This window comes from Streptomyces exfoliatus (assembly GCF_000725545.1).
Classification (GTDB): Bacteria; Actinomycetota; Actinomycetes; order Streptomycetales; family Streptomycetaceae; genus Streptomyces; species Streptomyces exfoliatus.
Genome location: NZ_JNZP01000018.1, coordinates 118,154 through 135,663, shown reverse-complemented (window position 1 = coordinate 135,663; position 17,510 = coordinate 118,154). Strand labels below are relative to the sequence as shown.

Sequence of the window (17,510 nt, the reverse complement as noted above, 5' to 3'; positions counted from 1 at the left end):
CCCTTGTCTCACCGCACAAGTGTTACGTTGATCCGTCGCCGTCTGAAGGGGGAGAAATGGGAGTCCTGGCCGCCGCGCCGAAAGAACCACGGCCTGCGCGCCCCGCCACCGTCGAAACGTCGGGCGCCGCTTTCGACCCGGTCGACCGGCAGATCCTGGACCTCCTGCAGAGCGACGGCCGCATCAAGCTCAGCGAGCTGGGCCGCCGCGTCCGGCTCAGCCCCGCGGCCGTCACGGAGCGGGTCCGCCGCCTGGAGGCGAGCGGCGCCGTCACCGGCTACGGCGCCCATGTCTCCCCGGCCCGGCTCGGCTACGGCATCCAGGCCTTCATCAGGGTGAACCCGCACGGCGGCTACACCCTGAAGCACCCGCGGACCCTGGAGCTGACCGCGCGCCCCGAGATCCTGGAGGTCCACCACGTGGTGGGCGAGGACTGCTGGATCCTCAAGGTCGCCGTCACCGACACCGTCCACCTCGAGGAGATCCTGGAACAGACCTCGGCGCTCGGCAGGACCACGACCTCGATCGTCCTGTCGTCCCCGGTGGTACGCAAACCCCTGCTGCCGGCCGAACGCGGCTGACCCCGCGCACCTGACCCGCGCCCCCGACGCCTTGCCTTGACGTCGGCGTCAAGGCTTACGGTCGGGGACATGCGCATCGGAGAGCTGGCCGAGCGGGTCGGGACCACCACACGGACCCTGCGGTACTACGAGTCCCGTGGTCTCCTGACCGCCCGGCGTACGGAGCAGGGGTACCGCACGTACGACGAGGACGACCTGCGGCTCCTCCAGCAGATCAGGACCCTCCAGGACTTCGGGTTCGATCTGGAGGAGACACGGCCGTTCGTCGACTGCCTGCGCGCCGGGCACCCGGCGGGAGACTCCTGTCCCGCGTCGATCGCCGTCTACCGGCGGAAGGTCGCCGAACTCGACGGACTGATCGACCGGCTCCAGGCGGTACGCGCCCAGGTGGGCGCCGAGCTGCTGCGGGCCGAGGCGGAGCTGCCGCACGGCCCCGAGCCCCGGTGCGAACTCGGTACGGAGTGGGACACGGAGCGGGAGGGATGACGGAGATGACGACACACACGCCAGCGGTGACCGAGGTCACGGACGCGGACTTCGGGACGGAGGTGCTCGGCGCGGGGCCGCCCGTCCTGGTGCAGTTCACCGCGGAGTGGTGCGGGCCGTGCCGGCAGCTGAAGCCGGTGCTCCGGGCGCTCGCCGCGGAGCAGGCGGGACGGCTCCGGATCGTCGAGATCGACGTGGACCGGAACCCGGAGACCACCCTGCGGTACGGGGTGCTCGCGACCCCGACGCTCATGGTGTTCAGGGCGGGCGAGCCGGTGAAGTCCCTCGTGGGCGCCCGCCCGAAGCGCCGGCTCCTGGAGGAGCTGGAGGACGTGCTCGGCGGGTGATCCGGGCGCCCGGCCGTGAGGCGGGGAACCGACGGCACGGGCGGAGCGTCGAAGGGCCATGACACGGAGAACCGGGCACGTCGTCCTCGCCTTCGCACTGGCCGCCGGGGTCCTCACGGGCTGTGCCACGACCGGCCGGGGTACGGAGGCCGTCCGCGCGACCCCGCCCGTCCGCGCGACATCGGCCGCACCGGCCGCGCCGACGGCACCGTCCGACCGGGCGACACCCGCCGTCCGGACGATGCTCTTCGATCTCTACACCCACTGCGGAATCGACGAGGCCCGCATCGGCTCGACGTACTTCGAGGCGGAGACCCCGCTCTCCGACGGCTCGGGGAACCCGCCCGACGGGTGGGGCAACCCCTACCAGCGGGGCACGATGACCCTGAAGTCCGCGACGGAGGCCGTCTTCACCGACGACGCCGGGCACGAGGTGCGGTTCCGTGCCAGGCCCGGCGCCACCGCCCCCAAGCACATCTGCGCCTAGCGCTCCGGCAGGGCATACGGAAATACCCCGACTAGAATTGACAGTCGGGGTATTTCATCGCGTATATTGATGGATTCCGTGTCCGGAATCAGCACGGACACAGAGAAGTTCAATAAACGCACTGTATCGCGCCGGGAGTCGAATTGTCAACCGAGGAATTTCGGAACGAGCAGCAATTCATCACCGATCTCTACTCACGACTCGACGACCTGAGGGCCGAGGCCGAGGCCGCCGTGGGGCGGGCCCTGCGCACCCCGGGGGTCGGCAGCAACCAGGGCCGGCTCGAACGGGACGTCATGGTCGCCGAGCAGTCGGGGCTGCTCGCCGCGTTCAACGCGGGGGAGAGCGGGCTCTGTTTCGGGCGTCTCGTCTTCAAGGACGGGCGCGACCACCACATCGGCCGGCTCGGCATCCGCGAGGACGACCCGAACCGCACCCCGCTCGTCGTCGACTGGCGCGCCGAGATCGCCCGCCCCTTCTACCTCGCCACCGGATACGAGCCGATGGGGCTCTCCCGCCGCCGGCACATCAGCACCCTCGGCCGCACGGTCACCGCGCTCCACGACGAGGTGCTCGACCTCGGCGACGCCACCCGCACCGGACACGAGAGCCGTGACGCCGACGAGGTGCTGCTCGCCGCGCTCGACGCCGCCCGCACCGGGCGGATGCACGACATCGTGCAGACCATCCAGGCCGAGCAGGACGCCATCATCCGCTCCCCGCACCGAGGGGTCCTCGTCGTCGAGGGCGGCCCCGGCACCGGCAAGACGGCGGTCGCCCTGCACCGGGCCGCGTACCTCCTCTACGCGCACCGCGAGCAGCTCGCGAAGCGGGCCGTGCTCATCGTCGGCCCCAACCCCGCGTTCCTCGGCTACATCGGCAACGTCCTGCCCTCCCTCGGCGAGACCGGCGTCCTCCTCGCCACCCCCGCCGAACTGTTCCCCGGCGTCCGCGCCACCGGCACCGACACCCCCCGCGCCGCCGCCGTCAAGGGCTCCGCCGCCATGGCGGAGGCGCTCGCCGCGGCCGTACGGGACCGTCAGCAGGTCCCCGAGCGCGGCGAGCCGCTGATCGTCCCGCACGAGGACGGCGACCTGGTCATCGACTGGGACATGGCCCTGGAGGCCCGCCACAAGGCCCGCGAGACGGCCCTCCCTCACAACCTGGCCCGCCCCTACTTCGTCTTCCGGATCCTGGACGCGCTCGCCGAACAGCTCGCCGACCGCATCGGCGCCGACCCCTACGGCGGCCCCAACTTCCTCGGCCCCGACGACATCGCGCTGCTCGCCAAGGGCGTCGCCGCCAACCCCGACGTCCACGCGGCGATCGACACCCTCTGGCCGGATCTCACCCCGCAGGACTTCCTCGCGGACTACCTGACCGAGCCCACCCACCTGCCCGACGCGGACGCCGCCGCGATCCGGCGCGGGCACGGACCCTGGACCCCCGCCGACGTGCCGCTGCTCGACGAGGCCGCCGAGCTCCTCGGCGCGGACGACTCGGCCGCCCGCGCCGCCGAGGAGGCCGAACGGCAGAAGCAGATCCAGTACGCGCAGGGCGTCCTCGACGTCTCCTACGCCTCGCGCACCTACGAGTTCGAGGACAAGGAGGAGCAGGACAAGGACGCCTCCGAGGTTCTCTCCGCCCACGACATCATCGACGCCGAACGCTTCGCCGAGCGGCACGAGGAGGCCGACCACAGGACCGCCGCGGAACGGGCCGCCGCCGACCGCACCTGGGCCTTCGGGCACATCATCGTCGACGAGGCCCAGGAACTCTCCGCGATGACCTGGCGGCTGCTCATGCGCCGCAGCCCGAACCGCTCGATGACCCTGGTCGGCGACCCGGCCCAGACCGGCGACCCGGCGGGCGTCGGCGCCTGGGAGCGGATCCTCGCCCCGTACGTGGACGACCGCTGGGAGCTCGTCAGGCTCGGGGTCAACTACCGCACGCCGACCGAGATCATGGCCGTCGCGGCCGAGGTGCGGCGGGCCGACGACCCGGGCTTCGAGCCGCCGAGCTCGGTACGGTCCACCGGGGTGGAGCCCTGGGACCGTACGGTCGACGACCCGGTCAAGGAGGCCGCCGACGCGGTGGCCGCCGCGCCGCGCGACGAGGGCAGGACCGCCGTGATCGCCCCGCCGGAGCTGCTTCCCGGCCTGGTCGCCGCCCTGCCGGACGCCGCGTACGGTCCGGCGCCCGACCTCACCCGGCCGGTGGTCCTGCTCGACCCCCGGCAGGCGAAGGGCCTGGAGTTCGACACGGTCCTGGTCGTCGACCCGGAGGGCATCGTGGCCGGGGCCGCGCACGGGACCAACGACCTGTACGTGGCGCTGACCCGGGCGACCCAGCGGCTCGGGATCATCCGCGCGGCGGCCCGCGCCTAGAAACCCGGATGCCTCCGCCCGAGGGCGGAGGCATCCGGTGGCGAGGCGTCCGGCGGCGCGGACGCCCGGCTCAGGCCGGCCGCAGCCAGACCGTCGCGAGCGGCGGCAGCGTCATCCGGACGCTCGCCGCACGCCCGTGGTGCGGCACCGACTCCGTCTTCAGCGGATCACGTGCCACCACGTCCCCGCCGCCGTACCGGCCGGCGTCCGTGTTCAGGACCTCCGCCCAGGCGACCACCTCGTCCGGCACGCCGAGCCGGTAGTCGTGCCGGACGACGGGGGAGAAGTTGCAGACGGCGAGCAGCGGCGAGCCGAACGCGTCGAAGCGCAGGAAGGCGAAGACGTTGTCCTCGGCCGCGTCCCCGACGACCCACTGGAAGCCCTCGGGGGAGGTGTCCCGCTCCCAGAGCGAGGGCGTCGCCGCGTAGACCGTGTTCAGGTCGCGCACGAGATCCCGCACGCCCCGGTGGTCGGCCTCCGCCCCGTACGCCGGGTCGAGCAGCCACCAGTCCGGCCCGTGGTCCGCCGACCACTCCCCGCCCTGTGCGAACTCCTGGCCCATGTAGAGCAGTTGCTTGCCGGGATGGGCCCACATGAAGCCCAGGTAGGCGCGGTGGTTGGCGCGCTGCTGCCACCAGTCGCCCGGCATCTTCGACACCAGGGACCGCTTGCCGTGCACGACCTCGTCGTGGGAGATCGGCAGGATGTAGTTCTCGCTGTACGCGTACACCATCGAGAAGGTCATCTCGTGGTGGTGGTACTTGCGGTGCACCGGCTCCTTCTGGACGTACTCCAGGGAGTCGTGCATCCAGCCCATGTTCCACTTCATGCCGAAGCCGAGACCGCCGAAGCCGCCGGGCCCCACCTGGTCCGTCGCCCGCGTCACCCCGTCCCAGGCCGTGGACTCCTCCGCGAAGGTCACGATCCCCGGGCAGCGCCGGTACACGGTGGCGTTCATCTCCTGGAGGAACGCCACCGCGTCCAGGTTCTCCCGGCCGCCGTGCTCGTTCGGCAGCCACTCGCCGTGCTCCCGCGAGTAGTCGAGATAGAGCATCGAGGCCACCGCGTCGACCCGCAGACCGTCGATGTGGAACTCCTGGCACCAGTACACGGCGTTCGCCACCAGGAAGTTCCGCACCTCCTTGCGGCCGTAGTCGAACTCCAGGGTGCCCCAGTCGGGGTGGTGCGAGCGGCGCGGGTCCTCGTGCTCGTACAGCGGACGCCCGTCGAACTCCGCGAGCGCCCAGTCGTCCTTCGGGAAGTGCGCGGGCACCCAGTCCATCAGGACCCCGATCCCCGCCCGGTGCAGCGAGTCGACCAGGAACCTGAAGTCGTCGGGGGTGCCCATGCGGGCCGTCGGCGCGTAGAAGCCGGTGACCTGGTAGCCCCACGAGCCGCCGAAGGGGTGCTCGGTGACCGGCATCAGCTCCACGTGCGTGAAGCCGAGATCGCGGACGTACGCGGGCAGCTGCTCGGCGAGCTGGCGATACGTCAGACCGGGCCGCCAGGACGGCAGGTGGACCTCGTAGACCGAGAGCGGCGCCTCGTGGTGAGGGCGCGCCCCGCGCCGAGCCATCCACTCCTGGTCGTCCCAGGTGTAGTGCGAGGCCGTGACGATCGACGCGGTGTTCGGCGGGCACTCGGTACGGCGGGCCATCGGGTCCGCGCGCAGGGTGTGCGTACCGTCGGGGCGCGTGATGTCGTACTTGTAGACCGCGCCCTCGCCGATCCCCGGCACGAACAGTTCCCACACGCCCGTCGAACCCAGCGAGCGCATCGGAAGCCCCGTGCCGTCCCAGTGCGTGAAGTCACCGGTGACCCGCACCCCGCGCGCGTTCGGCGCCCAGACCGCGAAGCGGGTGCCGGCCACGCCGCCGTGGGTCATGGGGTGCGAGCCGAGCGCCGTCCACAGCTCCTCGTGCCGGCCCTCGCCGATGAGGTGCAGATCCAGCTCGCCGAGGGACGGCAGGAAGCGGTACGGGTCGTGGACGGCGAGCTCGTCCCCGTCGTAGCGGACCCGCAGCTCGTACGGCGGCACCTTGCGCAGCCGCGGCAGGAGCCCCGAGAAGAGGCCGTCGCCGTCGTCGTGCAGCGGGATCCGCCCGCTCTTGGTGACGACGGTGACCTCCTTCGCCCACGGGCGCAGCACCCGGACCACCACCCCGCCGCGGACCGGGTGCGCGCCGAGCACGCCGTGCGGGTCGTGGTGCTCCCCGGCGAGGAGCCGGCCCCGGTCACCCGGATCGAGCGGTGGCGCCTTCCGGGGCGCGGGGGACGTGGCGGGGGTGGTGCTGCGGGCCGTCTTGCCTGCGGGGCGGGCGGTCACCGGGGTGCCTCCTAAGGGGTACGGGGTACGGATGCGCAACGGTGGGGTGCGGGAGAGGGACACTCGGCCGAACGGGGCGCGTGGCGGTTGCCGCAGGCGGGACGGCCGGGGCGGGGCGGGGGACTGGTCCGAACGGGGGGTTCGCCGTTCCCCGCACCGGCCGGGGAACGGGGTGCCGGAGAGGGTGGGTCGTCGGCTCGCCGGGTGGCGGCCAGGTCATCGGGCGGTGGCCAGACGTTCGATCGCGGACATCGGGACGGGGAGCCAGTCCGGGCGGTGTCGGGCCTCGTACACGACCTCGTAGACCGCCTTGTCGGTCTCGTAGGCCCGCAGGAGCGCCGGGTCCGCACGGGGATCGGCCCCGGCCGCCTCGGCGTAGCCGGTGCAGAACGCCGCCCGGCACCGCGTCGCCCAGTCGGCGTTCCACGGGCGGTGGGTGCGGGCCGCGTAGTCGAAGGAGCGGAGCATCCCCGCCACGTCGCGGACGGTGGGCTGCGGGCTGCGCCGTTCGTCGAGCGTCTTCGCCGGCTCGCCCTCGAAGTCGATGACGGCCCAGCCGCCGTCGGACCCCCGCAGGGTCTGCCCCAGGTGCAGATCGCCGTGGATGCGCTGGACCGCGTTACCACCGGCCGCTCCGCTCGCCGCCGCGAAGACCGCGCGCAGGCCCGGCACGTGTGGAAGGAGCGCGGGCACGGCCTGCGCGGCCGCGTGCAGCCGCCGGTCCATCGCGGCCGCCAGCTGCTCGGTCTCGGCCAGGTCGAGGCGCCGGGTGGGCAGCGCCTCGGCGAGGGCGAGGTGGACCTCTGCCGTGGCGCGGCCGAGATCGCGCGCCTCCGCGGTGAACTCGCGCCCGTCGGCGAGCGCGTCGAGCGCCAGCCGCCAGCCGTCGCGGGAGCCCCGCAGATAGGGCTGGAGGACACCGAGGGTCGCGGCCCCGGACTCGAACCAGGCGACCGGGGCGGGGACCCGCGCACAGCCGGCCCCGGCGAGGGCGAGCGGTAGCTCCAGGTCCGGATTGGCCCCCGGGCTGACCCGGCGGAAGATCTTCAGGATGAACGAATCTCCGTACACAAGAGACGAGTTGGACTGCTCCGCGTCCAGGACCCGGGGGGCCAGGGCCGGTGGCAGAGCCGTCGTCGCGTGGAAGCGCAGGGGGCCGGTCCGGCCCGGGGTGCGCAGCCGCTCGTAGAGGAGGCCGGCGAGCCGCGGGTCGCGCAGCCCCTCGTACACGGCCCGTCCGGCGAGCGGTCCCTGCCGGATCCGCCCGATCAGGGCGGGGGCGAGGCGGGGCGGCAGCTGGGTCCGTACGCCCAGGAGCAGTTGATAGCAGTCGGCGGGTGTGCCGGCCTGGCGGCTCGGCTGTTCGACCCGCACGAGCAGATGGAGGAGGCCGGGGCCCGGGCCGTCGAGGGGCAGCAGCTCGGTGGCCGCTTCCAGCGTGAATCCGGTGACCCGGCGGCCCTTGCCCGCGAACCAGCGCTGCCGGGGCAGCCATTCGTGGAGCAAGGGGGTGAGCGACGGAAGGAGGGCGTCCGGGGCCCGGGTGGTGGATGCGGTCTCCGGCATGGCATCGCGTCCTTTCCCCGGGGCGCGCAGTTGACTTTCGTATGCGTTCAAATGCGCAGAGTGTCCCGGATGGCGGCTTGGACTGTCCGGATGTGCGGGACGTGTCGGAAGGGGAAGATCCGTATGGGCCCGACAAGAAGGCCCGTATGGACCTGAATCGTGACGATGAACGTGTGTGGGTCACAGTGCCCAGAGTGGGACGGGGGAAAACCGTCCCACCCCGGACGTATCCGAACTGACCTGCGGTCAGCCCTTCTTGAGACGGAACCAGTAGAAGCCGTGTCCCGCAAGGGTCAGGAGGTACGGCAGCTGGCCGATGGCCGGGAACTGCACGCCGCCGATCAGCTCGACCGGGCGCGTGCCGTCGAAGCGGCGCAGATCGAGTTCGGTCGGCTGCGCGAACCGCGAGAAGTTGTTCACGCAGAGGACCAGATCGTCACCGTCCTCACGGAGGAACGCGAGCACCGCCGGGTTGGACGCCGGGAGTTCGGTGTACGTGCCCGTGCCGAAGGCCCGGTTCTGCTTGCGGATCTCGATCATCCGCTTCGTCCAGTGCAGCAGCGAGGACGGCGAGGCCATCCCCGCCTCCACGTTGGTCACCTGGTAGCCGTGGACCGGGTCCATGATGGTCGGCAGGTAGAGCCGCCCGGGGTCGCAGGAGGAGAAGCCCGCGTTGCGGTCGGGCGTCCACTGCATGGGCGTCCTGACCCCGTCCCGGTCGCCCAGCCAGATGTTGTCGCCCATGCCGATCTCGTCGCCGTAGTACAGCACCGGAGAACCGGGCAGCGAGAAGAGCAGCGCGGTGAACAGCTCCATCTGGTTGCGGTCGTTGTCGAGGAGCGGGGCAAGCCGCCGCCGGATGCCGATGTTGGCCCGCATCCGCGGGTCCTTGGCGTACTCCGCGTACATGTAGTCGCGTTCCTCGTCCGTGACCATCTCGAGGGTGAGCTCGTCGTGGTTGCGGAGGAAGATGCCCCACTGGCAGCCGGAGGGGATCTCCGGGGTCTTCGCCAGGATTTCCGAGACCGGGTAGCGCGACTCGCGCCGCACCGCCATGAAGATGCGCGGCATGACCGGGAAGTGGAAGGCCATGTGGCACTCGTCGCCGCCCGAGCGGAAGTCGCCGAAGTAGTCGACGACGTCCTCCGGCCACTGGTTCGCCTCGGCGAGCAGCACCGTGTCCGGGTAGTGGTCGTCGATCTCCTTGCGGACCCGCTTCAGGAAGGCGTGGGTGGCGGGCAGGTTCTCGCAGTTCGTGCCCTCCTGCTGGTACAGGTACGGCACCGCGTCCAGCCGGAAGCCGTCGATCCCCAGGTCCAGCCAGAACTTCAGCGCGGAGAGGATCTCCTCCTGCACCGCCGGGTTCTCGTAGTTGAGGTCGGGCTGGTGCGAGAAGAAGCGGTGCCAGTAGTACTGCTTGCGGACCGGGTCGAAGGTCCAGTTGGACGACTCGGTGTCGACGAAGATGATCCGGGCGTCCGCGTACTGCTTGTCGTCGTCCGCCCAGACGTAGTAGTCGCCGTACGGCCCGTCCGGGTCGCGCCGAGACTCCTGGAACCAGGGATGCTGGTCGCTCGTGTGGTTCATGACGAAGTCGATGACCACGCGCATCCCGCGCTGGTGCGCCGAGTCGACGAACTCGACGAAGTCGGCGAGGTCGCCGAACTCGGGCAGCACGGACGTGTAGTCGGCGACGTCGTAACCGCCGTCCCGTAGCGGGGACTTGAAGAACGGCGGCAGCCAGAGGCAGTCCACGCCCAGCCACTGGAGGTAGTCCAGCTTGGCCGTGATGCCCTTCAGGTCGCCGACGCCGTCCCCGTTGCTGTCCTGGAAGGACCGGACGAGGACCTCGTAGAAGACGGCCCGCTTGAACCAGTCGGGATCACGGTCCTTGGCGGGGGTGTCCTCGAAGGTGTCGGGGACGGGCTCGTTGACAGTCATGATGTGGGTGACCCTCCGGTCTGCGGGGACGGTCGCAGGACGAGGACGTGCGCGGGTGTGACACCCGGCTCTAGGCGCACGTAGCTGGCCCTGCCCCAGTGATAGGTATCGCCGGTGAGCTCGTCGCGCACCGGCACGGTCTCCTGCCAGTCGAGGCCGAGTTCCGGCATGTTCAACGAGACCGTCGCCTCCTGGGTGTGGTGCGGGTCGAGGTTGACGACCACCAGAACGGTGTTCGAACCGGAGCGCTTGCTGTACGCGATCACCTGGGCGTTGTCGGTGTCGTGGAAGGTCAGGTTCCGCAGCCGGCGCAGCGCCGGGTGACGGCGCCTGATCCGGTTCAGCGCGGTGATCAGCGGAGTGATCGTCTCCCCGGCGCGTTCCGCCGACTCCCAGTCACGAGGCCGCAGTTGGTACTTCTCCGAGTCGAGGTACTCCTCGCTGCCGTCCCGCAGCGCGGTGCCCTCGCACAGCTCGTACCCGGCGTACATGCCCCAGGACGGCGAGAGCGTCGCCGCGAGCACCGCCCGCGCCTCGAACGCGGGCCGCCCGCCCTTCTGGAGGTAGGCGTGCAGGATGTCCGGGGTGTTCACGAAGAAGTTCGGCCGCATCTGCGCCGCCGTCTCCCCGGACAGCTCCGTCAGGTACTCCGTCAGCTCCTCCTTGGTGTTCCGCCAGGTGAAGTACGTGTACGACTGCTGGAAGCCGATCGCGCCGAGCGTCCGCATCATCGCCGGCCGCGTGAAGGCCTCCGCCAGGAAGATCACGTCCGGGTCGGTCCGGTTGATCTCGCCGATCACCCGCTCCCAGAACACCACCGGCTTGGTGTGCGGGTTGTCGACCCGGAAGATCCGGATCCCGTGGTCCATCCAGTGCCGGAGCACCCGCACGGTCTCCGTGACGATCCCGTCCATGTTGTCGGCGGCCCTGTCGAAGGCGATCGGATAGATGTCCTGGTACTTCTTCGGCGGGTTCTCCGCGTACGCGATCGAACCGTCCGGCCGGTGGTGGAACCACTCCGGGTGCTTCTCCACCCACGGATGGTCAGGGGAGCACTGCAACGCGAAGTCGAGCGCGATCTCCAGGCGCAGCTCCCTGGCCCGCGCCACGAAGGCGTCGAAGTCCTCGAAGGTGCCGAGATCCGGGTGGAGCGCGTCGTGCCCGCCCTCGGGCGAACCGATCGCCCACGGCACGCCCACGTCGTTCGGTGACGCCGAGAGGGAGTTGTTGGGGCCCTTGCGGTGGGTCTCGCCGATCGGGTGCACCGGCGGCAGGTACACCACGTCGAAGCCCATCGCGGCGACCGCCGGAAGCCGCTCGGCCGCGGTGCGGAAGTTGCCCGGAACCGTACGGCCCTTGACCTTCCGTACGCCCTCCGAGCGCGGGAAGAACTCGTACCAGGAACCGAACAGGGCGCGCTCCCGCTCCACCCGCAGCGGCAACGCGGGGGAGGACGAGAGGAGTTCACGCAGCGGGTAGCGGTCGAGGGACTCGACCACGCGCGGGGCGAGCGCCGCCGCGAGCCGGACGGCGGCCGGCCGGGACGCGTCCCGCAGCGCGTCCGCCGCCGCGAGCACCGCCTCGCGGCCGCCGCCCTTCTTCGGGACGCCCTTCGCGGCCCGCTCGTGCAGCTCGGCGCCCTCGGCGAGGACGAGTTCGGAGTCGATCCCCGCCGGGATCTTGATCTTCGCGGTGTGGCGCCAGGTCGCCACCGGGTCGCTCCACGCCTCGACGGTGTACGTCCAGAGGCCCTCGGCATCGGGGGTGACCTCGGCACCCCACCGGTCGGTGCCCGGGGCCAGTTCCCGCATCGGGGTCCAGGGGCCGGGCCGGCCCGAAGGGCCGCGCAGCACGACATTGGCGGCGACGGCGTCGTGGCCTTCGCGGAAGACGGTCGCCGTCACCTCGAAGGACTCTCCGGCCACCGCCTTCGCGGGGCGCCGACCGCAGTCGACCAGTGGGCGGACGTCCAGTACGGGAATGCGTCCCATGAGCGGATTCACGGCATCACCTGAAGGGTTACGGGGGTGCGGGTGGTGGTTCGCTCTTTCTAGCTCCGTCGACGGCCGGCGGGTTGCGGGCATGGCCGCTCCTGTCCGCGTTCACTCGAATGGCGGGTGCACAGGGATGAACAGAAGTCACGGGGAGACGGGTTTCGGGGGTGTACCGGAGGAGCCTTCCCACGGTTCACGGGTGGGCAATCCCGGCGCTTTGTTAACTACTAGGGCGTAGCCGTACGGGCAAGGACAGGACCCGGACAAAGAACGGACCCCGCCCTTGTGGGGCGGGGTCCGTTTCCGGCGGTCGGGGTGGGTGCGGGGGTGATGGTCAGCGGAGGGCGGACGGGTCCGGTTCGTCCGCGTCCGTCGACCAGATCTGCCAGGGCTGACGGGCCACCCACTCCTCCACCGGGGCCGGTTCGAGAGAGAGGACCTCCGTCGACACCCCGTCGTCGTCCGCCATCAGAAGCGGATCGGCGCCGCTCGCCATGTAGTGGTAGATCCCGGCCACCCCCGCCGCGGTCTCCGGACCGAGCAACCGGGCCAGACCCCGCTCGAAAGCGGCCGGATCCAGCTCCTCGTACCGCACCGCGCGACCGAGCCCCCGGCCGAAGGCCTCCGCCAGCTCACCGCCCGTCAGCGAACGCGCGCCGCCGATGTCGAAGGTCCGCCCCTCCATGCCCTCCAGGGTCAGCGCCGCGAGCGCCGCCTCCGCGAGATCCCGGTGCGAGAGCCACGCCGTCCGCGTGGACTCCGGCAGCGGATAGGCGAGCACGCCCTCGTCGACCAGGGCCGGACCGTTCCACGGCGAGAACAGGTTGTCCAGGTACACCGGCGGCCGGATCACCACCAGCGGCACCCCGCTGTCCCGCAGCACCCGCTCGGCGAGCCGCCGCGTCTCGAACGCGGCGACGTCCGTCGGGCCGGGCGGCACCCGGGTGTTGGCGTTGAGGACCAGACGTTCCGTCCCCGCCTCCAGGGCCGCCGCCGCGACGTTCCTCGCGTACGCCTCCACCCGCTCGCTCCCGTACACCAGCGGCATCGTGACGAACGCGTGCGTCGTCCCCTCGAAGAGCCGCCGCACGTCGTCCCGCCGCCCCAGATCGCCCGCCAGGAAGAAGGCCCCGGGCAGCGGCGGACGGTCGGCCGCGGCGCGCCGCGTCAGGGTCCGCACCCGGTGGCGCCGCCCGGCGAGCAGCCGGGCCACCGCACCGCCCTGGAACCCGGTCGCCCCCACCACCGCCACCCGCATCGGAATCTCACTGGACATGTGTGTCTGAGGCCCTTCGATAGGCTGTCGCCGCTGCCGTGTCGGCGTTCCTCCAGGCTCGCCGGGGCGGCTTCGGCCGTTCAATTAACAAACCGGGGCGGAAGTTGAAGGATCGTCCATGGACACCGTGGGAACCGACCGTCACGACGAAGAACACGACGAAGAGCACGACGACCTGCTGAGCGAACTGCTCAAACCCCTCCGCCTCACCGGCGTCTTCGACAGCCGCTGGCACGTCCGCGCCCCCTGGGCCATCGAGGGCGACGCCGAACGCAGCTGCGCCGTCCTCCACTACGTCGTCGAGGGCGACTGCTGGATCACCGCGGACGGCGAGACCCCCGTCGCCCTGCACGCCGGAGACCTCGTCGTCTTCCCCACCGGCACCGCGCACCGCCTCTCCGACCGGCCCGAACGCCAGGGCGTCCCGCTCAAGGCCGTCCTGCCCGAGCGGCAGCCCGGCACCTCGGGGGAGATCGTCATCGGCGGCAGCGGGCCCGAGAGCCGGCTGCTCTGCGCCGGGCTCCACTACGACGCCAGCGCCGCCACCGGCCTCTACGGCTCCCTGCCCTGGGCCCTCGTCCTCGACGGCGCCCAGGTCGACCGCGAGCCGCTGCTCCGCGACACCCTGCGGCTTCTCGCCGACCCCGACCGGCCCGTCCGCCCCGGCGACCGCCTCATCACCCTGCGCGCCTTCGAGATGGCGCTCGTCCTCGCCCTCCGCCCGCTGCTGCGCGAACTCGCGGGGAACGCGGCCTCCCTGCCCCTGCTCAGGCACCCGGGGATCAGCCGGGCGGTCGTCATGATGGCGACCCGGTTCGCCGAACCCTGGACGATCGACTCCCTCGCCCGGGAGGTCGGCATGTCCCGCTCCGCGTTCACCGCCGCCTTCCGCGACCTGGTCGGGGAGTCACCGGCCCGGTACCTCGCGGCCCGCCGGATGCAGGAGGCCTGCCGGCTGCTCACCGAGACCTCGCTCCCGCAGTCCGCCGTGCCCGCCCGCGTCGGATACCAGAGCGCCGTCGGCTTCCACCTCGCCTTCCGCAAGTGGTTCGGAGTGACCCCCGGGGAGCACCGCGCGGGAGCCGTCCGCGCCGCCTGAGCCGCACCCGACGGGCCGACCTGACATCTTCGGGGCCGCCTGGACGGTTCTTAAGGACCCCTGGACGGTCGTTCATTGTCCGGGCGGGGTCAGCCGGACAGTCTCGGGACCGGCAGAGCCGTGACACCCGAGGAGAGGCGATACACCGGTGACGAGGTGCGGGCAGGAGTATCTGGAGGGGCTGCGCGACGGGCGCGAGATCTGGCTCGACGGGGAACGGGTCAAGGACGTCACCGCCCACCCCGCCTTCCGGTCCACCGCGGCCTCCTTCGCCGGCCTCCACGACCTCGCCGACGACCCCGCGCACCGCCCCGTCCTCGTCCAGGGCGGAGTGCGCCGGGCCTACGCCGTGCCCCGCTCGTACGAGGACCTCGTCGCCCGCCGCCACGCCTTCCGCGCGACCGCGGAGGCGAGCTACGGCTACCTGGGCCGTACCCCCGACTACATGGCGGCCGGCGCGGCCGGGTTCGCCGCCGCGCCCGACGTCTTCACGGGCGGGACCTTCGACGGCGCCGAGCACGCCCTCGCCTTCCACCGCCGACTCGCCGAGGGCGACCTGCACGCCGCCTTCACCCTCGGCAACCCCGCCCCCGGCGGCGGCGAAAACGACCGGACCCTGCGGGTCGTCGCGGAACGGGACGGCGGGATCGTCGTCCGGGGCGCCAAGACCGTCGGCACCGGCGCCGTCTTCGCCGACGAGATCCTCGTCGGCACCATCGAACCGCTCGCCCCCGACGACACCGCGCACGCGCTGACCTTCTCCGTACGCCCCGACGCCCCCGGCCTGAAACTGATCTCCCGCACCTCCTACGAGGAACGCTCCCGGTCCGTCTTCGACCACCCGCTCTCCTCCCGGTACGACGAGAACGACGCGATGCTGGTCTGCGAGGACGTCTTCGTGCCCTGGGAACGGGTCCTCACCTACCGCGACCCGGCCACCACCGGTGCCATCTGGTGGCGGACCCCCGCCTACCTCAACTTCGTCCACCAGTCCGCCACCCGCTTCTGGACGAAGCTGGAGTTCCTCACCGGTCTGGCGATCCTCATCACCCGCTCCCACGGGACCGAGCAGCTGCCGCCCGTCATCCAGGCCGTCGGCCGCCTCCTCGGCATGGTCGCCCAGGCCAAGGCGTTCGTCCTCGCCGCCGAGGCCTCGTACGAGGAGGTCGACGGCGGTCGCGGCGGCGTCCGCCCCGGGCAGGAGATCTCCCACGCCCAGCGGATCATGGCCGGCGAGCTCTACCCGCGCGCCGTCCAGGACATCAAGCTCCTCGCCGGCGGGGCCCTCGTCCAGCTCCCCGCGAGCGGCCGTGACCTCCTCCACCCCGAACTCGGGCCGCTGGTCCGTCGGTACTTCGGCACCCCCGGCCATCCCGCGGAGGACCGCGTCAAACTCCTCAAACTCGCCTGGGACGCCCTCGGTTCCGAGTTCGCGGGCCGCCACGAGCAGTACGAGCGCTTCTACCACGGAGCCCCGCACGTCTACCTGACCATGCAGACCGGGGCCGGGGCCGCCGAAAGGTGCGAAAGCCTCGCCCGGGCCTGCCTCGACGGCTACGGCCTGGGGACGACCCGGTGACGACACCCCACGTGGCGCCCCGGCGCGGGGCGCTCCTCCTGCTCGCCGCCACCCAACTGCTCCTGATCACGGACACCGCGATCGTCAACGTCGCCCTGCCCTCCGTCGGCGAGGACCTCGGCTCCGGCTCCGCCGACCTCTCCTGGGTCGCCAACGCCTACCTCATCGCCTTCGGCGGACTGCTCCTCCTCGGCGGCCGCGCCGCCGACCTCCTCGGCCACCGGCGGGTCTTCCTCGGCGGCCTCGGCGTCCTCGCCGTTGCCTCCGCCGCCGGTGGTCTCGCCCCCGGCGCCGACGCCCTCGTCGCCGCCCGCGCCGCCCAGGGCGCCGGCGCCGCCCTCGCCGCGTCCGCCGCCTTCGCCCTGCTGCTCCTGCTGTTCCCCGACGGCCCCGCCCGCCACCGGGCGCTCGGCGCGTTCGCCGCCATGGGCGGCCTCGGCGGCGTCCTCGGCACGGTCCTCGGCGGCGTCCTCACCGACCTCCTCGGCTGGCGCTCCACGTTCTGGCTGAACGTGCTGCTCGCGGCCGTGCTCGCCCTCCTCGCCCTCCGGGTCCTCGACGGCCGCCCCGGCCGGCTCCGCCCCGGAGGCCTCGACCTCGCGGGGGCGACCACCGCGACCGCGGGACTCGGCCTCCTCGCCTACGCGCTCGTCGGCGCGGCGGAGACCGGCTGGCTGTCCGCCCGCACCCTCACCACCGGAGGAGCGGGCGTCGCCCTGCTGCTCGCCTTCGCCGCCGTCGAGACCCGGGCCGCCGCGCCGCTCGTCCCGCCCGCGGTCCTCGCCCGCCCCGCGCTCCGGACCGCCAACGCCCTGGCCGCGCTCGCCCAGACGACGCTGTTCCCGATGTTCTTCCTGGTCAGCCTCCATCTGCAGAGCGTCCTCGGGTACGGGCCCCTCGGCGGCGGCCTCGGCCTGCTGCCGCTGTCGCTCGTCGTCGTCGCGGTCGCCCCGCAGACCGGCCGGATCATCTTCCGGATCGGGCTGCACCGGGCCACGACCCTCGGCTTCGTCCTGCTGTGCGCCGGCACCCTGTGGCTCGCCCTCGCGCTCACCCCGGACGGCACGTTCGCGAGCACCGTGCTCGCCCCCAGCCTCCTGATCGGCGCCGCGCTGCCCCTCGTCATGGTCACCACGAACGTGGCGGCCACTGCGGAGGCCGCGGCCGAGGAGACCGGACTCGCCTCCGGACTCGTCAACACCAGCCAGCAGTTCGGCTCCGTCCTCGGCCTCGCCGTCCTGGTCGCCGTCGCCGCCGGCCGTACCGAAGCCGTGGACGCGGCCCGCGCGACCGCCGAGACGGCGGGCCACCGCGCCGCCCTCCTCACGGGCGCCGCGTCCGCCGCCCTGGCCGCCCTGCTGTCCGTCCGCCTCCACCTGCCGAAACCAGCCCCGACCCCCGTCCCCTGACCACAGGCGAACGAGCCTCCAAGAGGAGAGGA

The 17,510-nt window shown here is 72.2% G+C and carries 13 protein-coding genes; 8 read left to right on the top strand and 5 right to left on the bottom strand.

Annotated elements, in window-relative coordinates; translation table 11 throughout:
- The first annotated feature begins 56 nt into the window (after window positions 1-56).
- From IO20_RS0122250 to IO20_RS0122230, 5 genes are all read left to right on the top strand, one after another.
- Entirely contained in the window at window positions 57-581 is a 525-nt protein-coding gene (locus IO20_RS0122250) for an Lrp/AsnC family transcriptional regulator (RefSeq protein ID WP_030553626.1), read from the top strand.
- A 69-nt stretch (window positions 582-650) separates the two neighbouring features.
- Window positions 651-1,067, top strand: a complete 417-nt coding sequence (locus IO20_RS0122245; protein WP_030553628.1) for a MerR family transcriptional regulator — start codon at window positions 651-653, stop codon at window positions 1,065-1,067.
- A 5-nt stretch (window positions 1,068-1,072) separates the two neighbouring features.
- A complete protein-coding gene (locus tag IO20_RS0122240; RefSeq protein WP_030553630.1) occupies window positions 1,073-1,414 on the top strand; it encodes a thioredoxin family protein in 342 nt (113 codons plus the stop codon).
- 58 nt (window positions 1,415-1,472) lie between these two features.
- Complete coding sequence (locus tag IO20_RS0122235; protein WP_030553632.1) at window positions 1,473-1,901, top strand: hypothetical protein; 429 nt, start codon at window positions 1,473-1,475, stop codon at window positions 1,899-1,901.
- Between the two features lie 143 nt (window positions 1,902-2,044).
- Window positions 2,045-4,288, top strand: a complete 2,244-nt coding sequence (locus IO20_RS0122230; protein WP_030553633.1) for a HelD family protein — start codon at window positions 2,045-2,047, stop codon at window positions 4,286-4,288.
- 70 nt (window positions 4,289-4,358) lie between these two features.
- Here the strand turns inward: IO20_RS0122230 and glgB are convergent, their stop codons facing one another.
- From glgB to IO20_RS0122205, 5 genes are all read right to left on the bottom strand, one after another.
- Window positions 4,359-6,614, bottom strand: a complete 2,256-nt coding sequence (glgB, locus tag IO20_RS0122225) for a 1,4-alpha-glucan branching enzyme (protein ID WP_051874633.1) — start codon at window positions 6,612-6,614, stop codon at window positions 4,359-4,361.
- 216 nt (window positions 6,615-6,830) lie between these two features.
- Window positions 6,831-8,180, bottom strand: a complete 1,350-nt coding sequence (locus IO20_RS0122220) for a maltokinase N-terminal cap-like domain-containing protein (RefSeq protein WP_030553637.1) — start codon at window positions 8,178-8,180, stop codon at window positions 6,831-6,833.
- A gap of 246 nt (window positions 8,181-8,426) precedes the next feature.
- A complete protein-coding gene (gene treS, locus IO20_RS0122215) occupies window positions 8,427-10,121 on the bottom strand; it encodes a maltose alpha-D-glucosyltransferase (RefSeq protein WP_030553639.1) in 1,695 nt (564 codons plus the stop codon).
- Complete coding sequence (locus tag IO20_RS0122210; RefSeq protein ID WP_030553641.1) at window positions 10,118-12,112, bottom strand: alpha-1,4-glucan--maltose-1-phosphate maltosyltransferase; 1,995 nt, start codon at window positions 12,110-12,112, stop codon at window positions 10,118-10,120. The genes treS and IO20_RS0122210 overlap by 4 nt, the downstream gene beginning before the upstream one ends.
- A gap of 337 nt (window positions 12,113-12,449) precedes the next feature.
- Window positions 12,450-13,391: an SDR family oxidoreductase gene (locus IO20_RS0122205; protein ID WP_030553643.1), complete on the bottom strand. Its 942-nt coding sequence runs from the start codon at window positions 13,389-13,391 to the stop codon at window positions 12,450-12,452.
- Between the two features lie 118 nt (window positions 13,392-13,509).
- Here IO20_RS0122205 and IO20_RS0122200 point away from each other — a divergent pair, with 118 nt between their 5' ends.
- The 3 genes from IO20_RS0122200 to IO20_RS0122190 all read left to right on the top strand — a co-directional run bounded on the left by IO20_RS0122200 (window position 13,510) and on the right by IO20_RS0122190 (window position 17,478).
- Window positions 13,510-14,490 carry an AraC family transcriptional regulator gene (locus IO20_RS0122200; RefSeq protein ID WP_030553644.1) on the top strand — a complete coding sequence of 327 codons (981 nt, stop codon included), beginning with the start codon at window positions 13,510-13,512 and terminating at the stop codon, window positions 14,488-14,490.
- 148 nt (window positions 14,491-14,638) lie between these two features.
- The gene (locus IO20_RS0122195) at window positions 14,639-16,069 is read left to right on the top strand and encodes a 4-hydroxyphenylacetate 3-hydroxylase family protein (RefSeq protein ID WP_030553646.1); all 1,431 of its coding nucleotides are present in this window, start codon (window positions 14,639-14,641) and stop codon (window positions 16,067-16,069) included.
- Window positions 16,066-17,478, top strand: a complete 1,413-nt coding sequence (locus tag IO20_RS0122190; RefSeq protein WP_245685007.1) for an MFS transporter — start codon at window positions 16,066-16,068, stop codon at window positions 17,476-17,478. Before IO20_RS0122195 ends, IO20_RS0122190 begins: the two co-directional genes overlap by 4 nt.
- Window positions 17,479-17,510: the final 32 nt, after the last annotated feature.

Excerpts from the sequence above, each read along its gene's own strand:
- IO20_RS0122250 (WP_030553626.1), top strand. The coding sequence starts at position 57 with ATGGGAGTCCTGGCCGCCGCGCCGAAAGAACCACGGCCTGCGCGCCCC.
- IO20_RS0122245 (WP_030553628.1), top strand. The coding sequence starts at position 651 with ATGCGCATCGGAGAGCTGGCCGAGCGGGTCGGGACCACCACACGGACC.
- IO20_RS0122240 (WP_030553630.1), top strand. The coding sequence starts at position 1,073 with ATGACGACACACACGCCAGCGGTGACCGAGGTCACGGACGCGGACTTC.
- IO20_RS0122235 (WP_030553632.1), top strand. The coding sequence starts at position 1,473 with ATGACACGGAGAACCGGGCACGTCGTCCTCGCCTTCGCACTGGCCGCC.
- IO20_RS0122220 (WP_030553637.1), bottom strand. The coding sequence starts at position 8,180 with ATGCCGGAGACCGCATCCACCACCCGGGCCCCGGACGCCCTCCTTCCG.
- treS (WP_030553639.1), bottom strand. The coding sequence starts at position 10,121 with ATGACTGTCAACGAGCCCGTCCCCGACACCTTCGAGGACACCCCCGCC.
- IO20_RS0122210 (WP_030553641.1), bottom strand. The coding sequence starts at position 12,112 with ATGGGACGCATTCCCGTACTGGACGTCCGCCCACTGGTCGACTGCGGT.
- IO20_RS0122205 (WP_030553643.1), bottom strand. The coding sequence starts at position 13,391 with ATGTCCAGTGAGATTCCGATGCGGGTGGCGGTGGTGGGGGCGACCGGG.
- IO20_RS0122200 (WP_030553644.1), top strand. The coding sequence starts at position 13,510 with ATGGACACCGTGGGAACCGACCGTCACGACGAAGAACACGACGAAGAG.